At 61.9% G+C, this 16,940-nt stretch carries 17 protein-coding genes; 7 read left to right on the forward strand and 10 right to left on the reverse strand.

The genetic code is table 11. The features are described 5' to 3' along the window. The first annotated feature begins 75 nt into the window (after positions 1–75). The 7 genes from BLW21_RS05155 (at position 76) to BLW21_RS05185 (ending at position 8,349) form a co-directional block, all read left to right on the forward strand. Positions 76–1,983: a BamA/TamA family outer membrane protein gene (locus BLW21_RS05155; RefSeq protein ID WP_092738395.1), complete on the forward strand. Its 1,908-nt coding sequence runs from the start codon at positions 76–78 to the stop codon at positions 1,981–1,983. Positions 1,984–2,268: 285 nt separating this feature from the next. Further along, on the forward strand, positions 2,269–3,012 hold the full coding sequence (locus tag BLW21_RS05160; RefSeq protein WP_092738396.1) for a hypothetical protein: 744 nt from the start codon (positions 2,269–2,271) through the stop codon (positions 3,010–3,012). Between the two features lie 343 nt (positions 3,013–3,355). Continuing rightward, positions 3,356–4,984, forward strand: coding sequence for a T9SS type A sorting domain-containing protein (locus BLW21_RS05165; protein ID WP_092738397.1), 1,629 nt, complete (start codon positions 3,356–3,358; stop codon positions 4,982–4,984). A 140-nt stretch (positions 4,985–5,124) separates the two neighbouring features. Then, positions 5,125–5,607 carry a hypothetical protein gene (locus tag BLW21_RS05170; RefSeq protein WP_092738398.1) on the forward strand — a complete coding sequence of 161 codons (483 nt, stop codon included), beginning with the start codon at positions 5,125–5,127 and terminating at the stop codon, positions 5,605–5,607. A gap of 446 nt (positions 5,608–6,053) precedes the next feature. After that, positions 6,054–6,884, forward strand: a complete 831-nt coding sequence (locus BLW21_RS05175) for a CvfB family protein (RefSeq protein WP_092738399.1) — start codon at positions 6,054–6,056, stop codon at positions 6,882–6,884. A gap of 183 nt (positions 6,885–7,067) precedes the next feature. Next, positions 7,068–7,745 (forward strand): NAD(P)H-binding protein, encoded by a 678-nt coding sequence (locus tag BLW21_RS05180; RefSeq protein WP_092738400.1) that lies wholly within the window; start codon positions 7,068–7,070, stop codon positions 7,743–7,745. 58 nt (positions 7,746–7,803) lie between these two features. Beyond that, positions 7,804–8,349, forward strand: a complete 546-nt coding sequence (locus BLW21_RS05185; RefSeq protein WP_092738401.1) for a hypothetical protein — start codon at positions 7,804–7,806, stop codon at positions 8,347–8,349. Positions 8,350–8,477: 128 nt separating this feature from the next. Here the strand turns inward: BLW21_RS05185 and BLW21_RS05190 are convergent, their stop codons facing one another. The 10 genes from BLW21_RS05190 to BLW21_RS05235 form a co-directional block, all read right to left on the reverse strand. Continuing rightward, complete coding sequence (locus BLW21_RS05190) at positions 8,478–9,134, reverse strand: OmpH/Skp family outer membrane protein (protein ID WP_092738402.1); 657 nt, start codon at positions 9,132–9,134, stop codon at positions 8,478–8,480. A gap of 116 nt (positions 9,135–9,250) precedes the next feature. After that, positions 9,251–10,348: a succinylglutamate desuccinylase/aspartoacylase family protein gene (locus BLW21_RS05195; protein ID WP_092738403.1), complete on the reverse strand. Its 1,098-nt coding sequence runs from the start codon at positions 10,346–10,348 to the stop codon at positions 9,251–9,253. Between the two features lie 168 nt (positions 10,349–10,516). Beyond that, the gene (gene rimK, locus BLW21_RS05200) at positions 10,517–11,422 is read right to left on the reverse strand and encodes a 30S ribosomal protein S6--L-glutamate ligase (RefSeq protein WP_092738404.1); all 906 of its coding nucleotides are present in this window, start codon (positions 11,420–11,422) and stop codon (positions 10,517–10,519) included. Between the two features lie 101 nt (positions 11,423–11,523). Next, positions 11,524–11,988: an ATP-dependent zinc protease family protein gene (locus tag BLW21_RS05205; RefSeq protein ID WP_092738405.1), complete on the reverse strand. Its 465-nt coding sequence runs from the start codon at positions 11,986–11,988 to the stop codon at positions 11,524–11,526. A gap of 105 nt (positions 11,989–12,093) precedes the next feature. Further along, positions 12,094–13,218, reverse strand: coding sequence for a PQQ-dependent sugar dehydrogenase (locus BLW21_RS05210; protein WP_092738406.1), 1,125 nt, complete (start codon positions 13,216–13,218; stop codon positions 12,094–12,096). 389 nt (positions 13,219–13,607) lie between these two features. Further along, complete coding sequence (locus BLW21_RS05215) at positions 13,608–13,895, reverse strand: 2TM domain-containing protein (RefSeq protein ID WP_092738407.1); 288 nt, start codon at positions 13,893–13,895, stop codon at positions 13,608–13,610. 202 nt (positions 13,896–14,097) lie between these two features. After that, entirely contained in the window at positions 14,098–14,652 is a 555-nt protein-coding gene (locus tag BLW21_RS05220) for a DUF502 domain-containing protein (RefSeq protein ID WP_092738408.1), read from the reverse strand. Positions 14,653–14,804: 152 nt separating this feature from the next. Continuing rightward, positions 14,805–15,689 carry a 4-hydroxy-3-methylbut-2-enyl diphosphate reductase gene (locus BLW21_RS05225; RefSeq protein WP_092738409.1) on the reverse strand — a complete coding sequence of 295 codons (885 nt, stop codon included), beginning with the start codon at positions 15,687–15,689 and terminating at the stop codon, positions 14,805–14,807. Positions 15,690–15,806: 117 nt separating this feature from the next. Beyond that, positions 15,807–16,508 carry a (d)CMP kinase gene (cmk, locus tag BLW21_RS05230; protein WP_092738410.1) on the reverse strand — a complete coding sequence of 234 codons (702 nt, stop codon included), beginning with the start codon at positions 16,506–16,508 and terminating at the stop codon, positions 15,807–15,809. A 38-nt stretch (positions 16,509–16,546) separates the two neighbouring features. Beyond that, positions 16,547–16,939 carry a hypothetical protein gene (locus BLW21_RS05235; RefSeq protein ID WP_092738411.1) on the reverse strand — a complete coding sequence of 131 codons (393 nt, stop codon included), beginning with the start codon at positions 16,937–16,939 and terminating at the stop codon, positions 16,547–16,549. Position 16,940: the final 1 nt, after the last annotated feature.

Genomic DNA, 16,940 nt, shown 5'->3' on the forward strand with positions numbered 1-16,940 from the left:
GTTTCCTGGCTTCGGCCTCGGAGTGCCCCAAACCCCGGCCGGCGTCGTACCTTGCTCCTTTGGTGTGCCCGGACAATGAAGTACCTGTTGCAACTGCTGGTTTTGCTTTTCTGGCTGGGGGCCGGCCTCGCGCCGGCTGCCGCCCAGACGAACCCGCCGTTGCTGCCCGATTCGGTTCGTTCGACTACCGATATCCGCCCCGACTCGCTGCGCCGCCGCTTCGACCAGGAGCGCATGCTCAACGGACTTAAGGCCTACACCCGGCGCAAAACCATTCTGGGGCGGGCGGCGGCGGCCGTGTTTTCGTTCCGGGAGCGGCGCGAAGACCAGGCCGGCCTCGACGCGGCGTTGCTCGACCGGCAGTTCGAGCGGCACAACTACAAAATTGTGCGCCGTATCCGCATCACCTCCCTCGATGCGTTCGGCTACAACATCACCGACTCGCTGCGGGTACCGCGCAATATCCTGGAGAAAACCGGCAACGCTTTGCACACGAAAACCCGCAAGTCGCGGGTGCGGCAGGTGTTGCTGTTTCGCGAGGGCCGCGAGCTGGAGCCCCAGGCCCTGGCCGAATCGGAGCGCCTGCTGCGCCAGACCGACGAAATTGTGGATGCCCGCGTGTTCGTGGACGAGCGCACGGCTACCACCGACAGCGTGGATGTGGTGGTAATTACCAAAGACCTGTTCAGCCTGAACGGCTCGTTTCAGCTGCGCGACGTGGGCTCGGGCGTGGCCGGGCTGCGCGATGCCAATTTCCTGGGCCTAGGCCACCAGTTCAGAAACCGCTACGCCTATGGCTTAAGCGACGAAGGCCCCCGCGCCCAGCGCTGGGCCTACCAGGGCAGCTACCGGGTGCCGTTCCGCAACTTTGTGTATGCCGGGGCCACTTACCGCGACGAAACCCGCCGCCGCGAGGGCAGCATCGGCGTCTCGCGCGACTTCTACTCCATCAACACCCGCTACGCCGGGGCCGTCAGCTACAGCTTTTTCGACCAGCTCTACCCCACCGGCGGCGACGGCTCGGCCGAGAAGCCCTATGAGTACCAGCCGCTGCGCTACAACACCCAGGATGCCTGGGTGGGCCGCGCTTTCCAGCCCCGCAGCTTCGATCTGGGCTACGAAAGCCCCGGCCGCATCATCGTGGCCGCCCGCACCATCCGCACCTCCTACCACGAGAAGCCCTTCGATTTTCTGCAGAGCGCCAACCTGGTGCTGGGCACGGTGGGCTACAGCGTGCGGCGCTACTACAAGGATAAGTACCTGTTCGGCTTTGGCCGCACCGAGGATATTCCGACCGGCTCGCTGGTGAGCTTTACGGCCGGCTACGAGTTCAACCCAGCCGGCAACCGCCGCTACTACGGCCTGCGGCTGTCGTCGGCTACGTACCGGCCGCAGCGGGGCTATTTGTACCTGAGCGGCGAGTTTGGCGGCTTTGTGCGGGGCCGCGACAACGACTGGCAGCAGGGTTTGCTGAGCGGCGAACTGCTGTACTTTACCCGCCTCTACCACACCGGCAACTTTCAGTGGCGGCACTTTTTCTGGCAACGCTCGGCGCTGGGGCTGCACCGCTTCGCCAACGAATACCTCACCATTGATGGCGAGCGGGGCCTGCGCGGCTTTCGGCCCACCGGCCCGCTCACGGGCACCAGCCGCGTTACGCTCAACTACGAGGCCACCATGTACACGCCCGTCTCGTTCCTGGGCTTCCGGATGGCCGTGGTGGGCTTTGCCGACGTGGCCTTCCTCAATGCCACCAAGCCCGACCGGCTGCTGCCCTTCTTCGAGAAACCCTACACCGGCATCGGCCTGGGCCTGCGCTTCCGCAACGAGTACACCGCCATCCGTACCATTCAGCTCACGCTGGGCTTCTACCCCCGGGGCCTCAACGCGCCCAACGGCCTGCGCATCTTCGAAAACTCGCGCTCCTACTACGACTTCTCCGACTTCAGCTTCGGCCAGCCCGGCGTCACGCGGTTTCAGTAGGGGGTTGAGTAGTGGCCGGGGATTTCACGCCTCGGTCTTGCATTTTACCGGGAACCCTGGTAATATAGCGTCCGCCTGATTATCGGGCCTCCTTCCCGCGCTACCTATCGCCGCCCGCACCCTATCCTTTCCCGCGCCGGGCGGCGCTCCTACAACCCAAACCCGCACCGCTCTTTCGCCGCCCCGCTGCTTCGGCCGGGCCGCGGCTGCCTGCGCCAACCTTGCCCGTGCTGCCCCGCCGGCGGCCCGGTTTTATTTCCCTTCCCCCTTTCCCCCCTTTCTGCTATGAAAGCCCCCCCTCTCCCCCGCAGCCTGCGCCGCTGGCCGCTGCTGCTGGCCGCCGCCGCCCTGCCGCTGGCCGCCACGGCCCAAACGGCCCCGCCCGACTCGGCGGCCACCTACAAGCACCAGTTGGGCCTGACGGCCAGCCCCGTGCTCGACGGCTTTTTCAAAAACAACCGCTCCCTGCCCGTAGGCTTGCTGTACAAGCGCCAGACCAAGCCAAACCAGGCGCTACGCCTGGGGCTGGTGCTTAATCAAAACTATGCGCGACAAAAGAGCAACCCCTTTGCTACAAATCCGGCCACCCGGCGTAATATTTTGGACTTGCAGCTTTACGTGGGCCGCGAATGGCAATGCCCGTTAACGCGCCGCTGGGTCGCCTACGCGGGCCTGGACGCGGGCGGGGGCTATGACCGGTTTCGGAATCAAACAGAAGATATACGAGATGGTCAAATTGACACCTTCAGCGAATCATTTCTTTATCAGGATAACGTCATTTTTGCTACCTATCATATTTTTATTCGACCATTAGTAGGAGTCCGATATCAATTACACAACCATCTATATATTAGTGCTGAAACTAATATAATATCTCAATACTCAAATCTAAAAGTTGATGCAAAAAATTCTTTAACTCGTATTTCAACTGGGGAAGTTAGCTCAGCTCATACGATTATCAAAAATAGTTCTATAAGCACTTTCCTCCGAGCTATCGGTCAAGTTACGCTGCACTATTGCTTTAAATAATTTAGCTAGTAGTGCAATGTAGTTTTTTTTATTTCTCACTTCCTTTTCTTCTTTCATGAAAACTTTCTTACCCTCTGCATGGCGGCTTTTGACAGCTATTCTCTTGTTGTTTCTACTGAACATTAGCCCTTTGCTAGCACAAGGGCCGACATTTCTAAGCTATGCACCCAGCGTCTGTCCCAATCAAACAGTTACGTACGTACTGACAGGCATCCCAGATGGATATGTAATTCAAAATGCTTCCGCCACTGGCGGCTCATTCTTTACCCCTGCTATTGTCGATGGCCGGGCCGAATATGTGGTAACGTGGGGTAGGGGAGAAGACGGAAGGGTTACTCCGGGCTTGAGGAAGCCAGTAAGGAACACGAAGGGCGAAATTATAGACTACGAGAATGTTGCTCCCGGTAATATTCCGCAGGTCACCATCAAATCCGTATTCGGGCGCAACATCACCGACCGCATCAACAACACCGACGTCATCGAACTGCCCCTGTGCGGCGGGGCGCAAACGCTCACGCTCACGCTGCCCGAGCACTACTTCAATAGCGACACAAACTTTCCTGTCACCAGCTACCTGTGGGGTGTGCCGCCTTCCTTCACCGTGGTGGGCGGGCAGCCCGCTACCGTTTTTGGACCCAACAACTGGCTCAGTGGCCGCACTATCACCATCCAAGTGCCGGCCGGGCAGTTTGATGAGTTGGTAGCTGTCAAGCTCTGGAGCCGCGAGTGCGAGGGCCCTGGCCTCAACGCACCGGCTACGCAAACCAGCAACCCTCAATACGTGCGCATCCGCCGCACACCGCCCACCATCACCACCGTTACGGGCTCGCGCACTTCCCTGACCTGCGGCGACCAGCGCCCGCTTACGCTCTCGGCCATCCTGAGCCAGAGTGGCGGCGCCAGTATCAGCTACAACTGGCCCGCCACGCTGCCCAATGGCTGGACCTACCAGACACCCGCCCCACGCACTGGCTCCAGCGTGGTGGTCATTCCCAGTGGCCTGCCCGGTACCGTCACCGTACCCGTCTCGGCCTCCTACAGTTGCAGTGGCATCAATGGCACCACAGCGGCCGTTGCCGCTACTCTCACCGTCAGCAGCCAGGTGGCGCAACCCGCCTTTACGGCCCCGGCCGCCGTGCCCGCCGGACAGTTTTATCAGCTGTGCGGCCCCACTACATTCAGCGCCACGCCCGGCGCGGCCCAGTACCGCTGGACCACCTCCTGGGGCCTGAACTTTACCACCACCACCAACAGCACGGTTATTACGCCCCCGCCAGGCAGCGGCAACGGCTCTGTTAGCGTGCGGGCCCAGAACCCGGCCCTGGGCTGCACCGAAAGCGAGCTGAGTAGTTTCGTGGTGCAGTACGGGTTGCCCGAGCCCTTGAGCGTTAATTACGATGACAAGGACCTCTGCTTTACTGGTTTGGTCTTCTTCGCGGTAACCGGCAAAGTACAGGCGGGCTACCAGTGGTCGATTTCAGGTAGCGGCGGCATCTTCCGCTTTGGCTCAACCGGCGACAGAGTGGCAGTATATATCCGTAACCCTAACAGCAGCTTCAACCTGAGTGTCGTGGCGACAAATGCCTGTGGCGTTGTGGGCCCCGTGCAGGGCGGCACCTTCTATACCGCCGATTTCCGATACGACTGCTACATCAGTGACGAGCCACGACTGACCGTCTCGCCCAACCCGGCCCGCGAAAACCTGCTGGTACGCTTGGAGGAGCCCGCCCAGCCAGCCTTGACCGAGTCCACTGCCGGCAAGCAGCCCGCAGCCAAGGCAGCCGCTGCCCGGGCCGCCGACACCGAGTATGCCATTGCGCTCTACGACCGGTTTGGCCGGTCCGTCCGCGAGGGCCGTACCCGCGGCCAGCAGCTGACGCTGCCCGTGGCCGATTTGCCGGCCGGCACCTACTACCTGCGGGCCACGCGGGGCAAGCAGTCGGTTTCCCGCCAGCTCCTAATTCAGCCGTAAGGCCCGGGTTTCATGGGCTGGCGGCGGCAGCTACAAGCGCCAGCGCCGGCCCATGGATTTTTCCGGCTTCTCTCTATCTTAACCCTGACTTCCAGCCCTGCGCGGGCCGTTCTTTTTCTCTTCCTTAAACCCCGTTGCGTATGCCTGCCCCCGACAACCTGCAAATCAACCTGGCCGCGGCCGATCTGAAGAAAATAAACGAGGCCCTCGACGCGCTGGAGTCGGCGCTGGCCCCGGTCCTGGTTACGCTCACGGGCAAGGAGGTGCAGCGCCTGCCCAAGGCCGCCGACGCCTCGCTGCCCTTTATGCAGCAGGCCCTCGATTTGGCCGAGCAGCAGCCCAACCTCGCCCCCGGCTACGTCGATATTGCCGGCCTGCGCCAGGATTTGGTGGCCTGGGAGCAGCTGCAGCGCATTGGGCGGCGCCTGCAGCCGCTGGCCTCCAACCTAAGCAGCACCAGCATCAAGCTAGGCAGCGAGGCCTACGTCACGGCGCTGGCCTTCTACAACTCGGTGCAGCAGGCCGCCCGCCAGGGCATCTCGGGGGCCGAGGATGCCCGTAGCGTGCTCAAAACCCGCTTCGAGCAGAGCACGGCCCGCAAAGCCGATAAGTCCAGGGCCTAGCCGGCCCGCCGGCCCCTGGTTGCTTCCCCCGCGGGGCCGGATGCGCGTCATCCGGCCCCGTTTGGCGTATAGCCCCGGCCGCCACCCATTGGCGCGTCGTCGGATGATTTTCATGGGCCGTCGGATGAATTTTATAGGAGGACGCGTGAATTTCATAGGCTGTCGGATGAAATTCATGGGACGACGCATGAATTTCATAGGACGACGGGTGAAATTCATGGGACGACGGATGAATTTCATGCGTCGTCGGATGAATTTTATGCGGCGCCGCATGAATTTCATGGGACGACGGATGAATTTCACAGGACGACGCATGAATTTTATCCGGCCGCCGGTGAATTTCACCCGTCGTCGGGCTCCCCCCGCCCTTTGCGTACCTTCGTGCCCCGCGCCCCCGCTGCCGCCCCCCCAATTCATACGTCATACTCCAAAATTCCTGATTCCCTATGATTCTCGGTGATTTCAACGACCTGGAAGTGGTGCGGGAGGTGGATTTCGGCCTCTACCTGACTTCCGACGACGGCGACCTGCTGCTACCGCGCAAGTACGTGGAGCCGGGCACCCAGATCGGCGACGTGGTGCGCGTGTTCGTGTACCGCGACTCGGAAGACCGCCTGATTGCCACCAACCTGGAGCCCTTTGCCCGGGTGGGCCAGTTCGCGGCCCTCACCGTGCGCGACGTGACGCCCACCGGCGCCTTCCTCGACTGGGGCCTGGAGAAGGATTTGCTGCTGCCCTACCGCAACCAGCGCCGCAACCTGCGCCCCGGCGAGCGGGCCACCGTATTCGTGTACCTCGACGATACCTCCGACCGCATCGTAGCCTCGGCCAAGTGGGAGTGGTTTCTGAGCAATGACCCGTTCCCCGGAAAAGTAGGCGACGCGGCCGAGCTGCTGGTAGCCGAAGAAACCGACCTGGGCTACAAAATGCTGGTCGATGGCACCCACCAGGGCCTCATCTTCCACAACGAGGTGTTCAAGCCCCTGCGCCTCGGCGACGTGCACACGGGCTACATCCGCGCCATCCGCCCCGATGGCAAGCTCGACCTGAGCCTCCAGCAAATCGGCTACGACGAGGCCCGCGCCCAGGCCGATACGCTGCTCGAAGCCCTGCGCGCTGCCCCCGAAGGCCGCCTGCCGCTGGGCGACAAAAGCTTGGCCGACGACGTGTACCGCCGCCTGGGCATGAGCAAGAAAATCTTCAAAAAGGCCCTAGGCGCGCTCTACAAGCAGGGCCTGGTCGATCTGGCCCCCGAACACACCCAGCTGCGCGGGTAAGGTTTTGTTGTTCGTTGTTCATAAAGAACGTGTCATTCTGAGCGAAGGCGCAGCCGAAGTCGAAGAATCTCGCGTGCCACAGTAATTTCTAACGTCTGGATTACTTTGGCACGCGAGATTCTTCGACTTCGGCTGCGCCTTCGCTCAGAATGACAGTTGGTTTAAATAAAACCCGCCCCCGCCATGCCTAAAACTGCCCTTATTGCCGGTGCCAGCGGCCTGATTGGCCAACAGCTGCTACCGTTGCTGCTGGCTTCGGCCCGCTACGGCCGCGTAATTGCCCTGGTCCGGAAGCCCCTGCCGCTGGTACACGAGAAGCTGGAGCAGCTAGTGGTTGACTTTGAGCGCCTGGCCGACTACGGGCCGCAGCTGGTGGCCGACGACGTGTTTTGCTGCCTGGGCACCACCCTGGCGCAGGCGGGCTCGCGCGCGGCCTTTTACCAGGTCGATTTTACGTACGTGACGGCGTTGGCCCGGCTGGCGGCGGCCAACTTCGGCGGCCAGCTGCTGGTCGTGTCGTCGTTGGGGGCCGATGCCCAGGCCGCCACCTACTACGCACGGGTGAAGGGCGAAATGGAGGAGGCCGTGCGCCAGACTTCGTTTCATGCCGTGCATATTTTCCGGCCCTCGCTGCTGCTGGGCCACCGGGCGGCCCCGCGCCTGGGCGAGCGGCTGGCCGGTGGCTTGCTGGCCCTGCTGAAGCCGCTGCTGGTAGGCCCGCTGCGCCCCTACCGCGCCATTGCTGCCGATACGGTGGCCCGGGCCATGCTCCGCGCCGCTGAAGACGACGGCGGCGGCATCCGCATCCACCGCTCCGATGCCATTGCCCGCGAAGGCAGGGCCGGGCAGCCGGGCGGATAACGGGGTACGTGTTGTACTTTTACGGGGAAACCTACTTTCCTTACCTCACTTTTTCTGTATGAAATTCTGGCTGACTGGCGCATTGGCGCTGGGCGTATTGGCCGCGGGCACTCCGGCGCTGGCGCAAAAAAACAGCGGTGGCGGCTACACCACCGGCATCGGCCTGCGGGGCGGCGGCTGGTCGTCGGGCCTCACCGTAAAGCACTTCTTGAGCGGTAAGAAGGGCGTAGCCGTGGAGGGCCTGCTCACGCGCGAATACGCGGCCCGCGGGGGCCGCCTGACGCTGCTACTGGAAAAACACTTGCCCGTTTCCGACTTCAAAGGCCTGCAGTTCTACTACGGGGCCGGGGCGCACCTGGGCGCCTACCAGAGTCGCTACTACTTCGAGGATTCGCGCTTCGGCCGCAAGAAAGACAAGTACCGTTACTACTACGACGACAAAAGCCGCCTGGTAGGCGGGGCCGACCTCATTCTGGGCCTCGAGTACAAGCTACCCGATCTGCCCTTCGTAGTAGCGCTGGACTACAAACCGTTTTTTGAAGTATTCCGGGGTTACACCGGCTTCTACCATGATGCGGCCGTGAGCCTGCGCTTTACGCTCTAGCCGCCCCCACCAGCCCCGGCAGCATGCCGGCTACCAACCGGCCCAAAACTACCCCGCAGCCACAAGGCCCGGCGGGCCGACTCCGGGAGTCGGCCCGCCGGGCCTTGTGGCTGCGGGCGAACGGGGGGCTATTTTTTGCCGCCGTATTCCTTGTTGAGGTATTTGAGCACCGGCGTCGTGATGTCGAGGTCTTTGCGGCCATAGGCAATGTTGCCGGCGCCGGTGGCCAGAATCAGCCGGTAGCCGTTGGCCTTGCCGTACGTCTCAATTTGCTTGTTCACGCGGCTCATCACCTGGTCGTTCAGCTTGGCCTGCTCCTCCTGGGCCTGGCGCTGCAGTTTTTCCTGCTCCTGGCCCAGCTTCGCCTGCTGCGCCTGCAGCTGCTGCTCGGTGGTGGCGCGCTGCTCGGCGCTCATGCCCTCGGCCTTCTGCTGGTACTGCTGCACCGCCGTCTGGAAGCTGGTCACGAGCTTTTTGTTCTGGGCTTCCCAGCCACGGGCTTTGGTCTCGAGGCGCTTGCTGGCGTCCTTCATGCCCTGGTATTCCTCCAGCAGCCGGTTGGTTTCCACGTAGGCCACCTTGTTGGTGTCGGCCAGCACGGCCGCCGTGAGGGGTACTTCGGGCTCTTCGGTCTCCGCCGTGGTTGTATCGGTGGCCGAAGCGGCTATGGGCGCCGGTGTGGCGACTGGCTTAGCGGGCTTACCGCTGGCAAAATGCAGGTAAAACAGCACGGCTACGGCCACAACCAGCACCGCGTTTACAATCAGTTGAGTGGAATTTTTCATTCAGCAAACAGGAAAAAGCAAAATGCCGCCAAAGGGCGGCCGGGCAAAAGTACAGGGAATAGGCGAATCGGCGACGTGGTGAATCGGTGCCTGAAGTTCAGTAACTGACTCGCTGCCTACCACACCTCGTCGCCGTGGCCGTCGTCGTGGGGGGCCGGGTCTTCGGCGCGGTCCACCTCGTTCACGTCCTCTTCGGTGCGCTTGATGGGCTTCTCGTCGAAAGGCACGACCAGGTCGGCGCGGCTGGGGGCGGCGTCGAGGCGGGCCACATGCACCAGCGCATCGCCCTGGTTGACGACCGGCATGTGGTTGAGGCCGATAATGTAGCCCGTAACCGGCGACTCCAGCCGCACCGACCGCTCGCCGTAGGGGTCGGCCACCGAACCGTAGGCCTGCCCCTCCTCTACGTGCTGGCCCAGCTGCACCAGGCTGCGGAAAATACCGGCGTAGCGCGCCCGTAGCCAGGTTGAGCGCAGGCACACCACGGTTGGCTGCGACGGCGCCGGCGCCTCGGCTACCATGCCCAGATGGTGCAGCACCCGCAGCGTACCGGCAATACCCAGGTCAATACCTCCTTCATCCAGCCGCATCGACTCGCCGGTTTCGTACACGATAATCCGGCAGCCCTGCTGCATGGCCGTTTCGCGCAGTGAGCCGGGCCGCAGACCGGCGTGCAGCGTGAAGGGTGCCGCAAAGGCCGCGGCCAGCGCGTCGGTTTCGGCGTCTTCGTGCAGCAGGCAGCGAATTTGCGGCGTGTTGGCCCGCGTGGCGCCGCCCGTATGGAAATCAATGCCGTAGTCAATCAGGGGCATGATTTCGCGCATGAAGCGGTGCGCCACCCGGCTGGCCAGCGAGCCGCGGGGGTTGCCGGGGAAGCTGCGGTTCACGTCCTTACCATCGGGCACCTCGCGCGAGAAGTTGAGGAAACCGTAGATGTTGAGGATGGGAATGGCGATGATGGTGCCCCGCAGCGGCCGCAGCAGGTCGCGCCGGATAAGGCGGCGGATGGTTTCGATGCCGTTCACCTCGTCGCCGTGCATGCCGGCCATCAGCAGCACCGTCGGGCCCGGCTCCACGGCCCGGAACACGTGCACCGGAATGTCAATCACCGTTCCCGAGGGCAGCCGCGAAATCACGAGCCGGGTAAGTACCCGCTCGCCGGGCCCAATGGTAAGGCCATTCAGACAAAGCTGGTCGGGGACGGTTTGGGACATTAGTGGGGGGGGTAGTGAGGTGAAAAGCAGGTGGGGAGAACAGAAAAACAGCTGTCATACTGAGCTTGCGAAGGACCTTATCCCGTGAGGACGACCAGTTGTTAAGGCAGTCCTTACAGGATAAGATCCTTCGCTCCGCTCAGGATGACAGGTAGTTCATTCCTTATGCTACGCCTTCTTCGCGTCGGTCGATTTCCTTTTCTGAACCAGTTGCTCGGTGTAATCGATGACTTTACCGGCAATATCGAGGCCGGTGGCGCGCTCGATGCCTTCGAGGCCGGGCGAGGAGTTCACCTCCAGCACCAGCGGGCCACGGGCACTTTGCAGCATATCGACGCCCGCAATGCCCAGGCCCAGCGACTTGGCGGCCAGCAGCGCGGCGGCCTTCTCGGCCCGGCTCAGCTTCACGAGCATGCCCGAGCCGCCGCGGTGCAGGTTCGAGCGGAACTCGCCCTCCTTGCCCTGGCGCTTCATGGCGCCCACCACTTCACCGTTCACAATAAAGGCCCGCAAGTCGGCGCCTTTGCTTTCGGCAATGAACTCCTGCACAATAATGCGGGCCTTGAGGTTGTGGAAGGCCTCAATCACCGACTGGGCTGCCTTGGCCGACTCGGCCAGCACCACGCCCAGGCCCTGGGTGCCTTCGAGCAGCTTGATGATGACCGGCGCCCCGCCTACCTGCTCAATCATGGCCGGCACATCGTCGGAGTAGTTGGTGAAGGCCGTTTTGGGCATGCCCACGCCGGCGCGGCTCAGTATCTGCATCGAGCGCAGCTTGTCGCGGCTGCGCACAATCGACTGGCTGTCGATGGCCGTGCGCACCTTCATCATCTCGAACTGGCGCACCACGGCGCAGCCATAGAACGTGACGGAAGCTCCGATGCGCGGAATAATGGCGTCGATGCCTTCGAGACGCTTGCCCTGGTAAATGATGCCGGGCTGGCCCTTTTCAAGCACCAGGTTGCAGTGCAGGTGGTCGATAACTATGGGCTCGTGGCCGCGCTGCTCGGCGGCTTCCACCAGCCGGCGGGTCGAGTAGAGCTTCGGCTCACGCGATAGAATCGCTACTTTCATTTGGTTGCGGACTGTAGAGGCGAAAGAGGGGTGGTTGGATCTTAGAGCTCAGTTAGTAGCGCTTAGGGTGGAAGGGCATTCCGTGCACTAAGCTCTACTAACTAGGCTCCAATCTCTAATAACTTGTACGATACGTTGCGCCGGGCCACATCTACTACCAACCGGGCCTGGCGCAGCAGTACCCGGCCCACAAGAACGGGATATTTCATGTCGGAACGGTCGGAAAGGGAGAACTCGGTCGTGAAATCCTGCCCAAACAGCCGGATAACGGCCTCAATTACGTAGCGCTGCTGTACTTCGCCGTTGGAGCTGCGGATGTCGCGCATGCTGAACGCGTCGAAGGTCATGGGCGAGCCATCGAAGTGGGGGTGCGAGGGGTCGAGCAGCTGCACGTGCAGGCGCGTGACACCCTGCGCGTCGGTTTCCTGGTGGATGTTGGAGCAGTGCAGGGCCCCGGTGTAGGCGCCGGTGTCTACCTTAGCCTCCACCCCCCAGAGCTGCAGCGTCGGAAAATCAACCAGTTCCCGCCGCCCCACCGTACGCTTAGGTTCACGTTGCTTTTTCATGGGGGGCAAGTTAAGGAATGGGGAGTTGATGAGGTAGGGAGAAGGGAGAACGTTATGCTGCGCTCCGCTCAGCATAACGTTCTCCCTTCCCAACTTTTCAACTTGTTAACTCCCGTACTTGATCCGGTACACGGCGTCGTTCTGGTCGTCGCTGATGAGCAGCGAGCCGTCGGGCATCACGAGCAGAGCCACGGGGCGGCCCCAGGGCTGCTGGCCCTGCAGCCAGCCTTCGGCGAAGGTCTGGTAGCCGGTGGCCTGCTTGCCGGCGGCATCGAGCGTAACGAGCGTGATGCGGTAGCCGATTTTGCTGCTCCGGTTCCAGGAGCCGTGTTCGGGAATCAGAATCTGGTTGCGGTACTTCACTGGAAACTGCTTGCCCGTATAGAACTTCATACCCAGCGCCGCTACGTGTGGCCCCAGCTTCCGGGCCGGCTTTGCGTAGGTGTCCATCGATTTCCCCTTGCCGAACTCGGGGTCGGGCACGTCGCCGGCGAAGAAGTACGGGAAGCCGAAGTGCTGGCCGGGCGCGGCGGCACGGTTCAGCTCGTCGGCCGGCAGGTTGTCGCCGAGTTTATCGCGGCCGTTGTCGGTAAACCACAAGGCTTTGTCCTGGGGGCTCCAGTCGAAGCCGACGGTGTTGCGCACGCCGTAGGCAAAGGTTTCGAGGCCCGAGCCATCGGGGTTCATGCGGTTGATGGTGGCGTAGATGGGGGCTTCGGGCAGGCAGCTGTTGCAGGGCGCGCCCACCGGCACGTAGAGCTTGCCATCGGGCCCGAAGGCAATGTAGCGGTAGCCGTGCCACTCCTTATCGGGCAGGGCCGTGCTGACTACGACCGGCTTGGGCGGCTGCCTGAGCTTAGCGCCCACATTGTCGTAGCGCAGGATACGGTTGATTTCGGCCACGTAGAGACTGCCGTTGCGCACGGCCACGCCGTTGGGCGCGTTCAGGCCCGAGGCCAGCGTAATTACTTCATCGGCGCGGCCGTCCTTGTTGCGGTCGGGCAGCGCGTACACTTTGTCGTTTTTAGTGCCCACGTACACCGTACCGTCGGGGCCCAGGGCCAGCTCGCGGGCACTTTTTACGTTCTGGGCAAAGTAGCTGATGGTGAAGCCGGGCGGCAGCTTGATTTTGCGCAGGTTGGTATCGGCAGCCGGCGCGGGGCCGGGGGCAACGGACGAACTCAGGGCCAGCGGGGCCAGCAGCAGGGGCAGGAAATAGCGGGGTTTCATAGTACCCCTAACCCGCCCCCGGCCGGGAAGGTTGCCTATTTCCCGCACCGGGCAGCCAAAGCTCCATGCTGAGCTACCGAAGGCCTTCCCCGAACAACCAAAGACTTTTCTCGGGCAACCGAAGAAGCTTCCTGAGCTACCAAAGGTCATTCTCAAGCAACTGAAGAAGCTTCCTAAGCAACCGAAGAAGATTCCCAAGCAATCAAAGAGGATTCTCAAGCTACCGAAGAAGATTCCCAAGCAATCAAAGAGGATTCTCAAGCTACCGAAGAAGATTCTTAAGCTAATGAAGGTCTTTCAGGTGCTCGTTCTGCTGCTTGGGGCGCGGCAGCAGCGGCGCGAGGCCAAGCGGCCACACCTTCCCGCAGAAGCACCGGAAGCTGGCTGGTTTAGCGCAGCTCGTTGCGCTGCTGGCGCACCAGCTTCTCATACTCGTGTTCCGAGCGGTCGGCCCAGCCCAGGCCACCGTAGGCTTTGAGCCCGCGAACAACCAAGCCAATCCCCCAGAAAAACGACACCCACAGCGGCCACGGAATTGGATTGGAGTCGCGGCCCGTGAAGGCCCACACCGCCCACAGGATAACATTGACGAACAGGTAGGTGAGCAGGCTGGACTGGAAGTGGGCACGCTGACGGGCCAGGCGCCAGAGTTGGGGGTCGCGGTTGGGAGTTTCCATGAGTGGGAAGCGTTTAAGTGGTTGACTGTACTAAAGATAGGCTTTCCGCTGAAATGCCCTAAACCGTAGTTACCCAACCGTTACCAACTGCCCCCGAAGCGTCGAATGCAACGGTTGAAGCGGTTGAAACCGGGCTACCATCACTTCGCGCTATGCACCCTAGCCGCCCGGTTCACTCCTTCACTAAGCCACTCATGCACCGCTACCCCAGGCGCGACACCCCGCCCGACACAATGAACTTCATGATTTCGCTGCTGGGCAACTCCAGGTAGGTCACGCTTTCGATGGGCACCAGCACCAGCTCGCCCGAGAAGTTGTAGGAGTGCGGAAAGTACACGGCCAGCAGGTCGTCGCGGGTGATGGCGGCCATGGTGGGCTGGGTGACGAAGCCCATTTTGAACACCTGATCGGGGCCGTTGAGCCGCACCAGTACCGGGCGGTTGAACTTCTGGTTGTCGCCCACGAAGGCGTCGAACAAATCCTTCAGGCTCGAATAGATAATGCTGACCAGCGGCGTGCGGTGCAGCAGCCGCTCGGTAATAATGAGAAAGGGCCGCACCAGAAACGACTTGGCCACGAAGCCCACGGCCGTAATCAGCAGCACGGCCACCAGCAGCCCCAGCCCGGGTATATCGAAGCTCAGGCCCGCAAACAGGTCGTCGAGCCAGCGCAGCATCGCGAACAGAATGTAGGCCGTGAGCCCGATGGGGGCCACAATCAGAAAGCCGCTGAGAAAGTAGTTCAGGTATTTGCGCATGGTTGGTGCTTATTGGTTAGCGGAGAACGTCATTCTGAGCGAAGGCGGAGCCGAAGTCGAAGAATCTCGCATGCAATAGTAATCCAAACGTCTGGTTACTGTTGCACGCGAGATTCTTCGACTTCGGCTCCGCCTTCGCTCAGAATGACGTTCTACCCAATCAGCTCTCCCACTTTCTCGATGCGCTCCTTCACGCGCTCCATTAGCCACATAGGGGTGCTGGTAGCCCCGCAGATGCCCACCGAATTGGCCTCGTGAAACCAGGCCTCGTCCAGCTCCTGCTCGTTTTCCACGAAGTAGCTGCGCACATTGGTTTGGTTGACGACCGAGAACAGGGCCTTGCCGTTGGAGCTTTTGCGCCCGCTCACGAAGATGATAACATCGTGCTGCCGGGCGAAAACGCGCAGGGCCGGCTCGCGGTTGCTCACCTGCCGGCAGATGCTGTCGTTGGCGTCGAACGAATCGAGCGAGCCACCGGCCGCTTTAATCCGCTCCTCGATCACAGCCTTCATGTGGTAGAAACCGGCCGTGCTCTTGGTGGTCTGGCTGAACAGGGTCACGGGCCGCGAAAAGTCCACCTGGTCGAGGTCGGCTTCGGTCATCACGATGATGGCCTGGTTGCGGGTCTGGCCCGTGAGGCCAGCTACCTCGGCGTGGCCGGGCTGGCCGTAAATTACAATCTGGCCCTGCTGGCGGTTGGAGGCGTCGAAGGCGTGCTTTACACGGTTCTGCAGCTTGAGCACCACCGGGCAGGAGGCGTCAATCAGCTCCAGGTTGTTGCGCAGGGCCAACTCGTAGGTAGCCGGCGGCTCGCCGTGGGCCCGGATGAGCACCTTGGCATCATGAATTTCTTCGAGTTGCTCGCGGTCGATGATGCGCAGGCCCAGCGCGTGCAGACGCTCCACCTCCATGCGGTTGTGCACGATGTCGCCCAGGCAGTACAGGTTCTGCTCGTGGGCCAGCTCGTCTTCAGCCATCTGAATGGCGAATTCGACGCCGAAGCAGTAGCCGGAATTCTTATCGATGAGGACGTTCATGGGCTTGGGTTGATGAAGCCGGACCCGATAACGGGTAGCGCCGGCAGGCCAGCTGGTTACAGGCCAGATTCTGTTACCACAACAGTTGCGGCAGCAGTTTGGGTCCGCAGATGCGGGCTACTTCGCCCGGGCAGCGGCCCGCGAGAACAGGGCGGCCGACACGCGTTCGAGCACGAAATCCACCTGCTCGTCAATCATCATGTGGGTGGTATCGAGCAGCACGGCGTCGGAGGCGCGGCGCAAGGGGCTTTCGGTGCGGGTCGAGTCGAGGTAGTCGCGCTTCTGCAGGTTGTCCACAATGTCCTCCACCGGCACGTGCTCGTTTTTGGCAGCCAGCTCCTCCTGCCGGCGCAGGGCGCGGGTCAGCACCTCGGCCGTCATAAATACCTTCACTTCGGCGTCGGGAAAAACGGTGGTGCCAATGTCGCGGCCGTCCATGACCACGCCGCGGCGGCGGGCCATCTGCTGCTGCTGGCGTACCATGGCGTGGCGCACCAGCGGCAGCCCCGACACCTCGCTTACGGAGTTGGAAATGCGCATCTGCCGGATTTCATCTTCCCGAACCTTCCCATTAAGGCACAGCTCGTTGCGGCCGGTCTGGCGGTTGCGCTTAAAGCTGACCTGCATCTCGTGCAGGGCCTGCTCGATGCGGGGCAAGTCGTGGAAGGCGATGTTATTTTCGAGCAAATACAGCGTCACGCCCCGGTACATGGCGCCCGTATCGATGTAGGCATAGCCCAGCTCGGCGGCCACGGCCTTGGCCGTAGTGCTTTTCCCGCACGAAGAATAGCCGTCGATGGCAATGACAATTTTCTGCATGGCAAGGTCGGGACGGCCGGGTTCGGATGGAGAGCTCACTAAATCCAGGTTTTACGGGTGGGCAGGCTGGCCATACGCTCGGGTATGCTCGCAAAAAAGGCCGCTACCGATTGCGCGGGGCCTTTCACCAGCTGCTCGCCCACGCGGTAGAAGGGGTTAAAGAAATGCTGTTCGTTCAGGCCCACGCCCGTTACGCCCTGGGGGTTCTGGGCCCAGGTGCCGCCGTAGGTCTGCACCATGCACTGGCCCAAAAAGCAGCCCAGGGCCTTTATCACACCTTCGCGCTCATCATCTTTGATAATGGGCCGCTGCACTTCAATGAACTCATCGAGCCGCTGCACGGCGGCGGCATCATAGGTATTGAGGCGCAGCTGGTGGCGGACAGCTTCGGCGGCGTTGTGCAGGGCGACTAGGGGCGATTCGTCGGGCATG

The sequence above is a fragment of the Hymenobacter psychrophilus genome, assembly GCF_900107135.1.
Taxonomy (GTDB): domain Bacteria; phylum Bacteroidota; class Bacteroidia; order Cytophagales; family Hymenobacteraceae; genus Hymenobacter; species Hymenobacter psychrophilus.